Below are 12,791 nucleotides of genomic sequence, written 5' to 3'. Positions count from 1 at the left end.
TATGCGGATCATCAGTGTGAACGTGAATGGTATTCATGCTGCAGTCGAGCGCGGTTTGCTCAGTTGGCTGCAAGCACAGAATGCCGACGTGATTTGCCTGCAGGACACCCGAGCCTCCGCCTTTGAGCTGGACGACCAAGCCTTCCAACTGGATGGCTATTTCCTCTATGCCTGTGATGCAGAAGTACCAGACCAAGGTGGTGTGGCACTGTATTCGCGATTACAACCCAAGGCGGTGATTAGCGGTTTAGGCTTTGAAGCAGCCGATCGTTATGGGCGCTACCTGCAAGCGGATTTCGACAAGGTAAGTATTGCCACCTTGCTGTTGCCATCGGGGCTCAGTGGGGACGAGAGCTTGAACCAGAAGTTCAAGTTCATGGATGAATTTACCAGTTACTTGGACAAGCAGCGTCGCAAGCGTCGCGAGTACATTTATTGTGGCTCGCTGTATGTGGCGCACCAGAAGCTCGACGCCAAAAACTGGCGCGACTGCCAGCAGTCGCCCGGATTCATGGCGCCTGAGCGAGCGTGGATGGACGAAATCACCAATACCATGGGCTACGTCGATGCCCTGCGTGAAGTGAGCCGTGAAGGCGAGCAATTCAGTTGGTGGCCAGATAGTGAGCAAGCTGAAATGCTTAACCTGGGTTATCGTTTCGACTATCAACTGCTCACCTCGGGTATGCGTCGCACCGTGCGCAGTGCACGCCTGCCACGTCAGCCGCGCTTCTCGCAGCACGCACCACTGATGGTTGATTACGACTGGATTCTCAGCGTGTAAAACCAGCAGCTACAAAAAAACCGGCTCAATGCCGGTTTTTTTGTGCCTCAATCCTGCCTATTTGACGATGCGCCAGCAGAATGGGTAGCGGTATGACTGGCCTTCGTTGGCCTTGATCCCGGCAATTATCGCCAGCACCACAGCAACAACGGTCACCAGCGTGGTCAGCACAAAGCCAATCACCACCAGCATCAACAACACGCTGATCATAAAGGCGATGGTAATGCTGATCTGAAAATTCAGCGCCTCTTTACCCTGCTCATCAACAAAAGGATCGAGATCCTTCTTGATCTGCCAGACCACCAAGGGACCAACCAGATTGCCGAACGGGAAAATAAAGCCAAGAAAGGCAGCGAAGTGACAAAACATCGCCCACTGACGCGCTTCCTGGGTTGGAGTCGGTATTGGAGCCTGCTCTTCCATCATCGCCTCTGCTCGAGTTAGTCAGCCAACGCCGCTTGCTGGATGGCAAACAGCTCGTCCATGCCTTTTTGCGCCAGGGCGAGCATGGCATTGAGTTGCTCTGGCTGGAAAGGAGCGCCTTCAGCGGTGCCCTGCACCTCAATAAAACCGCCAGCGTTGGTCATTACCACGTTCAGGTCGGTCTCGGCAGCGGAATCTTCCGGGTAATCGAGGTCAAGCACTGGCTCGCCCTGATACATGCCTACCGAGACCGCAGCAATCATCTGCTTGAGCGGGTCGCCATTTTTCAGGCCGCCACGTTTCTTGATCATTTTAAGCGCATCAATCAAGGCAACCATGGAGCCGGTAATGGATGCGGTGCGGGTACCGCCATCGGCCTGGATCACGTCGCAATCGACGTACAGGGTGAACTCACCGAGCTTGGACATATCCAGGGCCGCGCGCAGTGAGCGACCGATAAGCCGTTGAATCTCCAGCGTGCGCCCGCCTTGCTTGCCACGACTGGCTTCGCGCTGGTTACGATCACCCGTGGCGCGCGGCAGCATGCCGTACTCGGCAGTCAACCAGCCCTGGCCCTGGCCTTTGAGAAAGCGCGGTACGCCAGACTCGACGCTGACCGTGCAAATCACTTTGGTATCACCGAACTCAACCAGCACCGAACCCTCCGCATGCTTGGTGTAGTTACGGGTGATGCGGACTTCACGGAGTTGATCAGCGGCGCGGCCACTTGGACGTTTCATCAAGGAATTCCTGCTCTGAATTGAAATCTGGGCGTCATTATAGGGCGCCATACGCCAGGACGACATGACCAATTGGGCCGGGCCGACGCGCTGCGCTACAATCACCAGCCTCACACTGTCCCGTTTCGTCCCGATTGACTCCAGAGGTTCGCGCATGATCCACAGCATGACTGCCTTCGCCCGCACCGAACAGGTGACGGCCCACGGAACCCTTAGCTGGGAGCTGCGATCGGTCAACCACCGTTATCTTGAACCCCACCTGCGACTGCCGGAAGCCTTTCGCGACCTGGAAGGTGCCGTGCGTGAAGCCCTGCGCCAAGGGCTGTCGCGCGGCAAGCTCGAATGCACACTGCGCTTTACCGAAGAAAGCACCGGCAAACCCCTGCAAGTCAATCGCGAACGTGCCTCGCAACTGGTAGCTGCCGCCGAGATTGTCGCCGGCCTGATCAAGCAGCCCGCGCCGCTCAATCCACTCGAAGTCCTTGGCTGGCCCGGGGTGCTGGTCGCCGACTCGGCAGATCCCCAAGCCCTCAACAAGGCAGCACTCGGCAGCTTCAAGCAGGCACTTGACGAGCTAAAGCAAGGCCGTGCCCGCGAAGGTATTGAGTTGGCAAAGCTGCTCAACGACCGACTAGACGGCATCACTGACGAAGTCAACGCACTGCGCGAGCTGGTTCCCCAGATGCTCAGCGCCCAGCGCCAGAAGATCCTCGAGCGTTGCAAGGAAATGCAAGCCGAACTGGACCCGCAACGCCTGGAACAGGAAATGGTCTTGCTTGCACAAAAAAGTGATGTAGCCGAAGAACTCGACCGGCTCAACACTCATGTCACCGAGGTTCGCCGGGTACTGAAAACCCCGGGAGCCGCTGGCCGCCGCCTTGATTTTTTGATGCAGGAACTCAATCGCGAAGCCAACACCCTGGGCTCCAAGGCGTTTGATGCGCGCAGCACCCAGGCGGCCGTCAATCTCAAGGTGTTAATCGAACAAATGCGCGAGCAGGTACAGAATATCGAGTGATGCTTTCAACCATCCAGCAATGCCATACAGGTCCAGATACCGGCAATGCAGATGGTCCCCCAATTTGTGAGAGGCCCTAACCATATTCGACAAGACGCGGTTTGAAAATAATCGATTTCACGGCATTAATTGACGTGGAATTATAATTTTCCAAACCAAAAGATGCCAATCAGTTTGATAAACGTCGAAATCACGTCGATAGTTGACGTACATTTCATCTTTTTAAAACCAGGTTGAGACCCGCCATGTTGAATACTGAAGCCAGACAGCGGCTACAGAAAGTTCTGCCTTTGGATATGGTAGCCACCAAGTCATGGCTGGAGGCGCAAGGGCTTAACCTGCACTTTCTGGACAATGCGGTCCGAAACCGGACGTTGATCCCGCTAGTATCCGGTGTTTATGCAAGACAGGAAGCAAGGCTATCCTGGAAAAGTATTGCTGCCTCTTTGCAACGCATGTCCGAGGTACCTGTCCATATCGGGGGTTTAACCGCATTAGAGCTAGAAGGTCTTGGCCATTACCTGTCCAAAGGAAACAAGCCAAGCGTTCAGCTCTATTGTGATGTAGCGCTTCCTCGGTGGCTCGGCAGAATTGCCTCCCCAGCACAGTTCGAGTGGCATGGCACACGCCGTCTGTGGCCAGAGACACTGATGCAAGACGATAAGTATCTCCGGCAAGACAACTGGCAGGCATCATGCGACCCACTGCACTACTCCTGCCCAGAAAAAGCCATTCTTGAACTCTTGGCAGGGGTGCCAAACAGCATCAGTTTTGAACATGCTGACCAGCTTATGCAGGGATTGCACAACCTCTCGCCCCGCAAGCTGGACACCTTGCTGAGAGCCTGTTGCAGCATCAAAGCGAAACGGCTCTTTCTCTGGCTGGCAGAAAGACACCAACATGCCTGGCTCAAGCACCTCAGACCAGATCAATATTCCCTGGGAAATGGTAAGCGGCTGCTCGCAAAAGGGGGCAAGCTAGAGCCAACCTGGCAAATCACCGTACCGAAAGAGATGTAAATGGCATGGACAGACAAAGCCATTACTATCGGCAAGTCCAACTACTGCTGCAGCTTATTCCTTTCGTTGCCCAGCACGACTGTTTCGCCCTCAAGGGTGGAACAGCTATCAATCTGTTTGTCCGTGACTTTCCCCGGCTTTCGGTCGATATCGATCTGGTTTTCCTGCCCATGATGGAACGGCATGAGGCACTGCAGACCATAAAGGGTAATCTGAACTCACTGGCACTCAACATCAGGACAAATATCGACAATACGCGTGTTACCTGCTCGCTCAAGGATAAAGCGGATGCTCTGCGTCTGCTGGTAGAGCGGGGCGGCGTTCAAATCAAAATAGAACTCTCTCCTGTGCTGCGCGGTACGGTCTTCAAGCCTGAAGTGGTAGCGGTCAGTGAAGCTGTTGAAGATGAATTTGGTTTCGCCGAGATGGCAGTCGTGAGCTTTGCGGATTTGTATGCTGGCAAAATATGCGCCGCGCTGGATCGCCAACATCCGCGAGATCTTTTCGACGTCAAGCAACTACTCGATACCGAAGGACTCACAGCTGACCTTCGCAAAGCTCTGCTGGTATACATTATCAGCCATCCTCGACCTATTGCCGAACTGCTCAGGCCAAACCTCAAAGACATTACCGATGTCTACGAAGGAGAATTTCGCAATATGGCCGATCAAGACATTCCCCAGGCTGACCTTGAAGCAACACGGGAACAACTGATAAGCCTCATCAATACCTCACTGACTCCCCAGGAGCGGGCATTTTTACTGTCATTCAAAAGTCGTACACCTGATTGGACTCTTCTTGGGCTATCCAATGTCGACCAGTTGCCAGCCGTGCGCTGGAAACTGCAAAACCTGGCCCGCATGACACCAGAAAAACACACCGCGGCTTACCTGAGGCTTAAAGAAACCCTGGCGATAGAATAATTCCCGGCTCACAAGCGCTGGGGAGCTGTCCTTACCCAAGCGACCTGCGTTCAATGCCGTGGCCGGCAGCTGAGGAAAATCACGATTGCCGGATGCAGCCGCCGACAACATCCTTATAATGTGTCGCCATACGCTGCTACGCTTGGCAAACCGCTTTTTCAGGATGCAATCATGAGCCTTACCACCGGCACCCTCTATATCATTTCCGCCCCATCCGGCGCCGGCAAGACCAGCCTGGTCAAGGCGTTGATCGACAGCGAGGCGATGATTCGTGTCTCGGTCTCGCACACCACCCGTGCCATGCGCCCGGGCGAAACCGACGGGGTCAATTACCACTTTGTCGATCGCGAACAGTTTCACGGCATGCTCGAAAAGAGTGAGTTTCTTGAGCACGCTGAAGTCTTTGGCAATCTATATGGCACTTCGCAGACCTGGGTCGAGAAAACCCTGGCCGAAGGTTATGACCTGATTCTTGAAATCGACTGGCAAGGCGCCCAGCAAGTTCGCCGCCTGATGCCAAACTCACGCTCGATCTTCATTTTGCCGCCGACCCAGGAAGCCTTGCGCCATCGCCTGACCAATCGCGGCCAGGACAGCGGCGAAATTATCGAACAACGCATGCGTGAAGCCGTCAGCGAAATGAGCCATTATGTCGAATACGACTTCCTGATCATCAACGATGACTTCGCCCATGCACTGAGCGACCTGAAAGCGATTTTCCGCGCCAATCAGCTGCAACAGGACTCTCAACAACAGCGCCACGCCGGCCTGCTCAGCGAGCTGCTGGGATAAGCCGCACGGCGCCCCGACAAAACTAAAGCTTCCCTTAATGCTGGTGATTTTTTAGACTATTGAGTCCGCTCGCCCATTTGGGCCCAGCTTTACTTGCATTTGTTACGAGGAACACCATGGCCCGCGTTACCGTTGAAGATTGCCTGGACAACGTTGATAACCGCTTTGAGCTGGTCATGCTGGCCACCAAGCGTTCACGTCAACTCGCCACTGGCGGCAAAGAGCCAAAACTGGCCTGGGAAAACGACAAGCCAACCGTAGTTGCGCTGCGTGAAATTGCTGCTGGTCTGGTTGATTACGACGTTATCGCCCAAGACGAGATCGTCGAAGAAGAGCCGCTGTTTGCAGCCTTCGAGGACGAGGCTAACGAGTCTCAGTAAGCCTATGCCGGGTCGACGTCGCAAGGCGCAGGGTCACAACACTCAGCAGGAGAATTTCTTATGCCGAGTCTAGACGCCCTCGCCGATCGACTTTCGACCTACCTTGGCCACGAGCAGGTCAACCTGGTCCGCCGAGCCTACTACTACGCTGAACAAGCCCACGACGGCCAACGCCGCCGCAGTGGCGAAGCCTACGTCACGCACCCGCTGGCGGTGGCCTGCATCCTTGCCGAAATGCACATGGACCATCAAAGCCTGATGGCCGCAATGCTGCATGACGTAATCGAAGACACCGGTATCGCCAAGGAAGCCCTGCAAGCGCAGTTTGGCGAATCCGTGGCGGAACTGGTCGACGGGGTCAGCAAACTGACCCAGATGAACTTCGAGACCAAGGCCGAAGCCCAGGCTGAAAACTTCCAGAAGATGGCCATGGCCATGGCCCGCGATATTCGCGTGATCCTGGTCAAGCTCGCTGATCGTCTGCACAACATGCGCACGCTTGAGGTGCTGTCTGGCGAAAAACGCCGGCGCATTGCCAAGGAAACCCTGGAAATCTACGCCCCCATCGCCAACCGGCTTGGCATGCACAGCATGCGCGTGGAGTTTGAGGACCTTGGCTTTAAAGCCATGCACCCGATGCGTTCCGAGCTGATTCGCGCCTCGGTCAGGCGCGCGCGCGGCAACCGCAAAGAGATAGTAAACAAGATCGAAGAGTCACTGGTGCACTGCCTGGAGCGCGAAGGTCTCGAAGGCAATGTTTTGGGCCGCGAGAAGCACCTTTACGGTATTTACCAGAAGATGCGCGGCAAGCGCCGGGCCTTCAACGAAATCATGGACGTCTACGCCTTCCGTATCGTGGTGGATAAGGTCGACACCTGCTACCGAGTACTCGGCGCTGTGCATAACCTCTATAAGCCATTGCCCGGGCGCTTCAAGGATTACATCGCGATCCCCAAGGCCAACGGCTACCAGTCGCTGCACACCACCTTGTTCGGCATGCACGGCGTCCCCATCGAAATCCAGATTCGCACCCACGAAATGGAAGAGATGGCCAACAACGGTATTGCCGCCCACTGGCTGTATAAATCCAACGACGACGAACAACCCAAAGGCACCCATGCACGCGCCCGCCAGTGGGTCAAAGGCGTGCTGGAAATGCAGCAGCGTGCGGGTAACTCGCTGGAATTCATCGAGAGTGTGAAGATCGACCTGTTCCCGGACGAGGTCTATGTCTTCACCCCCAAGGGCCGCATCATGGAGTTGCCAAAAGGCTCCACGGCGGTCGACTTCGCCTATGCGGTGCATACCGACGTTGGCAACACCTGCATCGCCTGTCGTATAAACCGACGGCTGGCGCCATTGTCCCAGGCGCTTGAAAGCGGCTCGACGGTTGAGATCGTCAGCGCTCCAGGCGCCCGCCCGAATCCGGCGTGGCTCAATTTCGTGGTGACGGGCAAGGCCCGTACCCATATTCGCCACGCACTCAAGCAGCAGCGCCGCTCCGAATCGATCAGCCTTGGCGAGCGCCTGCTCAACAAAGTGCTCGCCAGCTTCGAGTACAACCTTGAGAAAATCCCGGCCGAGCGCATCCAGCATGCTCTCAATGAATACAAGCTGGAAGTGATCGAGGATTTGCTTGAGGACATCGGCCTGGGCAATCGCATGGCCTACGTGGTCGCTCGCCGCCTGCTGGCCAGCGACGGCGAAGAACTGCCCAATACCGAAAGCCCCCTGGCGATCCGTGGCACCGAAGGCTTGGTACTCAGTTACGCCAAGTGCTGCACGCCAATTCCGGGCGACCCCATTGTCGGCCACCTGTCTGCCGGCAAAGGCATGTTTGTACCCCTGGAAACCTGCCGCAATATCGGCGACGTGCGCAATAACCCGGAAAAATGCATTCAGCTGTCGTGGGCGAAAGATGTCACCGGCGAATTCAATGTTGAACTGCGAGTCGAACTTGAACACCAACGCGGCTTTATTGCCTTGCTGGCCAGCAGCGTCAACGGCGCTGACGGCAACATCGAAAAAATCAGCATGGACGAGCGCGACGGTCGCATTAGCGTGGTACAACTGGTGGTCAGCGTGCATGACCGCGTGCACCTGGCCCGCGTGATCAAGAAGCTGCGTGCCCTCAAAGGGGTCATGCGCATCACCCGCGTCAAGGCATAGACCCAGCCCGCCAGTAGCAGACGCCCATCTGTCTTCCATCAATCAGGAGCATTCCATGAGCAAAAGCGTAATCACCAGCGACAAAGCACCAGCAGCCATCGGCACTTACTCTCAAGCGATCAAGGCGGGCAACACCCTGTACATGTCAGGCCAGATTCCGCTCGACCCAAAAACCATGGAGTTGGTCGAGGGCTTCGAGGCTCAGACCGTCCAGGTGTTCGAGAACCTCAAATGCGTTGCTGAAGCTGCTGGCGGCACCTTCAAGGATATCGTCAAGCTCAATATCTTCCTCACCGACCTGTCGCACTTCGCCACAGTGAACGAAGTCATGGGCCGTTACTTCGAGCCGCCATACCCGGCGCGCGCGGCAATTGGCGTTGCGGCCCTGCCAAAAGGCGCGCAGGTGGAAATGGACGCGATCCTGGTTATCGAATAAACCATCGACAAGTCCAGACATTGCTCATGGTCAGCCATTGAACTGACCATGAGTTGCTTGCCCCGCCTACGAATCAGCCCTGATTCATTTGCTGCAAAATCGCCGCGTAGCCCTGTTGATAACTTGCGTACCTGGGCGTCCAGCCAAGCGCTTTAGCGCGCGCGTTACTGCAGCGCTTGCTCCCTGCACGACGCACCCTCGACTCTTCGGCCCAGTGACTGACGCCCAGTTGCTCACGCAGCCAGCCGACCACCTCATGCAGAGGCGCTGGCACATCATCAACACCGATGTAGCAATCCTGTAGCGACACACCCTTGGCATCTGCTTGCAGCAAAAACGCAAGCAGACCGGCCGCATCATCGACATGAATGCGATTACCATATAGCGGCGGCTCGCTCGTTACCCGGTAGCCCTGTCGCACTTGATTGAGCAGCCACTCACGGCCAGGGCCATAAATCCCGGTCAGACGCACCAGGGTGGCGGCGATAGTCGAATCCAGCGCCAGTTGTTCGGCCTCGGCCATGACCCTGCCTGAGAAACCCGTCGCCTCGGTTGGCGAGTCCTCATCGACCCAACTGCCGTCCTGTTGGCCATAAACACCGCTACTCGAAACGAACAGCAGTCGCCTGGGTGTTTGCCGGCCTTGCTTCAACCAAGCCAACACATGGCGCAAACCATCAATATAGGCGGTGCGATAACCCGCTTCATCGTGCACAGTGGCTGCTGCGCAATAAACCAGATAATCAATCGGGCCTTGCGGCCAGTCAGCCGGGCACTGGGCAACACTCAAATCGCCTGCCACTGGCCTGATCGGCTCTGGCAGAGCCTGGATCGAGCGGCGCAAACCATAGGCTGTCCAACCCTCGGCTGCGAGTTGCAGGGCCAGGCGCGTTCCTACATCACCGCACCCGGCAATCAATACGCTTGGTAACGCCATCACATGATTCTCCAGTTTTTATTCGCGTCACAGTTTAGCGCTGTTGGTTCCAGGCATTGCAAAGGCTATGCTAAGGCGCAACTTAATGGATAAACACTATGACCCTGACCGAACTGCGCTACATAGTCACCCTTGCCCATGAACAGCATTTCGGCCGCGCCGCTGAGCGTTGCCACGTTAGCCAGCCAACCCTGTCTGTCGGCGTGAAGAAGCTTGAAGATGAGCTTGGCGTGTTGATCTTCGAGCGCAGTAAAAGCGCAGTTCGCCTGACGCCCGTCGGCGAGGGCATTGTCACCCAGGCGCAAAAGGTGCTTGAACAGGCCCAAGGTATCCGCGAACTGGCCCAGGCAGGTAAGAACCAGTTGGCCGCGCCATTGAAAATTGGTGCCATTTATACAGTCGGCCCCTACCTGTTCCCGCACCTGATTCCACAGCTGCACCGCGTAGCGCCGCAAATGCCGCTGTATATCGAGGAAAACTTTACCCACGTGCTGCGCGACAAGCTGCGCACCGGTGAGCTGGACGCAGTGATCATCGCCCTGCCGTTCCAGGAAGCCGATGTACTGACCTTGCCGCTCTACGATGAACCTTTCTATGCACTGCTGCCAGCTGGCCACCCATGGACCGAGCTTAAAAGCATCGACAGCAAGCTGCTCAATGACAAGAGCCTGCTGCTGCTTGGCGAAGGGCATTGCTTCCGTGATCAAGTGCTCGAGGCCTGTCCGGCACTGCGCAAGGGCGGGGACAACAATGCCAAGCACACCACGGTCGAGTCCAGCTCGCTGGAAACCATCCGCCACATGGTCGCTTCCGGCCTTGGTGTTTCGATACTGCCGCTCTCGGCGGTCAACAGCCATCACTACTCTCCGGGGGTGATTGAAGTACGACCGCTGTCGGCGCCTGCACCATTCCGTACCGTTGCCATTGCCTGGCGCGCCAGCTTCCCACGGCCCAAGGCTATTGAGATCCTGGCTGACTCCATTCGTCTGTGCTCGGTGTTCAAGCCACAGGCGTCAAACGAGTAAGGTCTGGCATGTCGGAGTTAGCAGCGGTTTCAGTCACCGCGCTCAAGGGCGTTGGCGCAGCGTTGGCTGAAAAGCTGGCAAAAGTCGGACTGGAAACACTTCAGGACGTATTGTTCCACCTGCCGCTGCGGTATCAGGACCGAACCCGGATCGTGCCGATTGGCGCCTTGCGCCCCGGCCAGGACGCCGTGGTTGAAGGCGTGGTCGCTGGCGCTGATATCGTCATGGGTCGCCGCCGTAGCCTGTTGGTACGCCTGCAGGATGGCAGCGGCACCCTGAGCCTGCGCTTTTACCACTTCAGCCAGGCACAAAAGGAAGGCCTGAAACGCGGCACCCACGTGCGCTGCTACGGTGAAGTTCGTCCGGGGTCCTCAGGGCTGGAAATCTACCACCCCGAATACCGCGCCACCTCCGGCACCGAACCTATTGCCGTCGAGCAGACCCTGACCCCCATCTACCCGACGACCGAGGGGCTGACCCAGCAACGCCTGCGCCAACTCAGTGAGCAGGCCCTTGCCCGCCTTGGACCGCACAGCCTGCCCGACTGGTTGCCGCCCGCGCTGGCTGATGAGTACAGGCTACAACCGCTGGACCAGGCGATTCGCTACTTGCACCGCCCGCCACCGGATGCAGATCTGGAAGAACTCGCTGAAGGCTGGCACTGGGCGCAGCACCGCCTGGCATTTGAAGAACTGCTGACCCACCAACTGTCGCTGCAACGGCTGCGTGAAAGCTTGCGCGCCCAGCAAGCACCTGAGTTGCCGGCGGCGACACGCCTGCCCGCACAGTTTCTCGACCATCTCGGTTTTCAGCCCACTGGCGCGCAGCGCCGTGTCGGCGCCGAGATTGCCTACGACCTGGCTCAACCCGAGCCCATGCTCCGCCTGGTCCAGGGCGACGTTGGCGCGGGTAAAACCGTGGTCGCCGCCTTTGCTGCGCTGCAGGCCCTGGAAGCAGGCTACCAAGTCGCGTTGATGGCGCCGACGGAAATTCTCGCGGAGCAGCATTTCATCAACTTCAGCAAATGGCTCGCACCACTTGGGCTCGACGTTGCCTGGCTGGCTGGCAAGCTCAAGGGTAAAACGCGAGCCGCAGCACTGGAGCAAATAGCCAACGGCGTGCCCATGGTCGTTGGCACCCATGCGCTGTTTCAGGATGAAGTAAAGTTCAAGCGCCTGGCCTTGGTGATTATCGACGAACAACACCGTTTTGGCGTGCAGCAGCGCTTGGCGCTGCGTCAAAAAGGGGTCGGTGGGCGCATGTGCCCGCACCAGTTGATCATGACCGCAACCCCTATCCCGCGCACGCTGGCAATGAGCGCCTACGCCGACCTGGACACATCCATCCTCGACGAGTTGCCACCGGGCAGAACACCGGTCAATACGGTACTGGTGGCTGACAGCCGGCGCTTCGAAGTCGTCGACCGGGTTCGCTCAGCCTGCAATGAAGGCCGCCAGGCCTATTGGGTCTGCACCCTGATCGAGGAATCCGAGGAACTGACCTGCCAGGCTGCCGAAACCACCTTTGAAGACCTGAGCGCAGCGCTTGGGGGACTCAATGTTGGCTTGATCCACGGGCGCATGAAACCCGCAGAAAAAGCCGCTGTGATGGACAGCTTCAAGCAGGGTCAATTGCAATTGCTGGTTGCAACCACGGTAATTGAGGTCGGTGTGGACGTGCCCAATGCCAGCTTGATGATCATCGAGAACCCCGAGCGACTTGGCCTCGCACAGCTGCACCAGCTACGCGGCCGGGTGGGTCGAGGTAGCGCAGCAAGCCACTGCGTACTGCTTTATCACCCGCCACTCTCGCAAATTGGCCGTGAACGCCTGGGTATTATGCGCGAGACGAGCGACGGCTTTATCATCGCCGAAAAAGACTTGGAACTGCGTGGTCCGGGCGAAATGCTCGGCACGCGCCAAACCGGCTTGCTGCAGTTCAAAGTGGCGGACCTGATGCGAGATGCCGATCTGTTGCCTGCAGTCAGGGATGCCGCCCAGCATTTACTGCATGATTGGCCAAATCATGTCAGCCCGCTGCTAGAACGATGGCTACGCCACGGCCAACAATACGGTCAAGTTTGACGACCAGCGGTATCCCTTGCTGTAACACCGCCGATACAATGGGCGAAGATGCTTCCAGCCATAC

At 57.1% G+C, this 12,791-nt stretch carries 13 protein-coding genes; 10 read left to right on the top strand and 3 right to left on the bottom strand.

What is annotated here, in order from left to right; all coding sequences use genetic code 11:
• Position 1: 1 nt before the first annotated feature.
• On the top strand, positions 2-781 hold the full coding sequence (locus PSES9_RS0117675) for an exodeoxyribonuclease III (protein WP_010489186.1): 780 nt from the start codon (positions 2-4) through the stop codon (positions 779-781).
• Between the two features lie 57 nt (positions 782-838).
• On the opposite strand, the gene PSES9_RS0117670 is transcribed toward PSES9_RS0117675, so the two are convergent.
• Entirely contained in the window at positions 839-1,204 is a 366-nt protein-coding gene (locus PSES9_RS0117670) for a DUF4870 domain-containing protein (protein WP_010489185.1), read from the bottom strand.
• Positions 1,205-1,221: 17 nt separating this feature from the next.
• A complete protein-coding gene (rph, locus tag PSES9_RS0117665; protein ID WP_010489184.1) occupies positions 1,222-1,944 on the bottom strand; it encodes a ribonuclease PH in 723 nt (240 codons plus the stop codon).
• A gap of 154 nt (positions 1,945-2,098) precedes the next feature.
• Here rph and PSES9_RS0117660 point away from each other — a divergent pair, with 154 nt between their 5' ends.
• From PSES9_RS0117660 to PSES9_RS0117630, 7 genes are all read left to right on the top strand, one after another.
• Complete coding sequence (locus PSES9_RS0117660) at positions 2,099-2,962, top strand: YicC/YloC family endoribonuclease (protein WP_010489183.1); 864 nt, start codon at positions 2,099-2,101, stop codon at positions 2,960-2,962.
• 245 nt (positions 2,963-3,207) lie between these two features.
• Positions 3,208-3,981, top strand: a complete 774-nt coding sequence (locus PSES9_RS0117655) for a type IV toxin-antitoxin system AbiEi family antitoxin domain-containing protein (protein WP_010489182.1) — start codon at positions 3,208-3,210, stop codon at positions 3,979-3,981.
• A gap of 5 nt (positions 3,982-3,986) precedes the next feature.
• Positions 3,987-4,904: a nucleotidyl transferase AbiEii/AbiGii toxin family protein gene (locus tag PSES9_RS0117650; RefSeq protein WP_010489181.1), complete on the top strand. Its 918-nt coding sequence runs from the start codon at positions 3,987-3,989 to the stop codon at positions 4,902-4,904.
• 171 nt (positions 4,905-5,075) lie between these two features.
• Positions 5,076-5,696, top strand: a complete 621-nt coding sequence (gene gmk / locus PSES9_RS0117645; protein ID WP_010489180.1) for a guanylate kinase — start codon at positions 5,076-5,078, stop codon at positions 5,694-5,696.
• A 116-nt stretch (positions 5,697-5,812) separates the two neighbouring features.
• Complete coding sequence (gene rpoZ, locus PSES9_RS0117640) at positions 5,813-6,076, top strand: DNA-directed RNA polymerase subunit omega (RefSeq protein WP_010489179.1); 264 nt, start codon at positions 5,813-5,815, stop codon at positions 6,074-6,076.
• 60 nt (positions 6,077-6,136) lie between these two features.
• On the top strand, positions 6,137-8,245 hold the full coding sequence (spoT, locus tag PSES9_RS0117635; RefSeq protein WP_010489178.1) for a bifunctional GTP diphosphokinase/guanosine-3',5'-bis pyrophosphate 3'-pyrophosphohydrolase: 2,109 nt from the start codon (positions 6,137-6,139) through the stop codon (positions 8,243-8,245).
• Positions 8,246-8,300: 55 nt separating this feature from the next.
• A complete protein-coding gene (locus PSES9_RS0117630) occupies positions 8,301-8,681 on the top strand; it encodes a RidA family protein (RefSeq protein ID WP_010489176.1) in 381 nt (126 codons plus the stop codon).
• A gap of 73 nt (positions 8,682-8,754) precedes the next feature.
• Here the strand turns inward: PSES9_RS0117630 and PSES9_RS0117625 are convergent, their stop codons facing one another.
• A complete protein-coding gene (locus tag PSES9_RS0117625; protein ID WP_010489174.1) occupies positions 8,755-9,618 on the bottom strand; it encodes an SDR family oxidoreductase in 864 nt (287 codons plus the stop codon).
• 98 nt (positions 9,619-9,716) lie between these two features.
• On the opposite strand from PSES9_RS0117625, the gene PSES9_RS0117620 reads away from it, so the two are divergent.
• Both PSES9_RS0117620 and recG read left to right on the top strand, forming a co-directional pair.
• Positions 9,717-10,643 (top strand): hydrogen peroxide-inducible genes activator, encoded by a 927-nt coding sequence (locus PSES9_RS0117620; protein ID WP_010489172.1) that lies wholly within the window; start codon positions 9,717-9,719, stop codon positions 10,641-10,643.
• 8 nt (positions 10,644-10,651) lie between these two features.
• Positions 10,652-12,727 (top strand): ATP-dependent DNA helicase RecG, encoded by a 2,076-nt coding sequence (gene recG, locus PSES9_RS0117615; RefSeq protein WP_010489170.1) that lies wholly within the window; start codon positions 10,652-10,654, stop codon positions 12,725-12,727.
• Positions 12,728-12,791: the final 64 nt, after the last annotated feature.

Origin of the sequence: Pseudomonas sp. S9 (assembly GCF_000222125.1) — a bacterium.
In the GTDB taxonomy this organism is placed as follows: Bacteria; Pseudomonadota; Gammaproteobacteria; order Pseudomonadales; family Pseudomonadaceae; genus Aquipseudomonas; species Aquipseudomonas segetis.
Note: the sequence above shows the minus strand (reverse complement) of the source record. Positions and strands in the feature narration are given on the sequence as shown.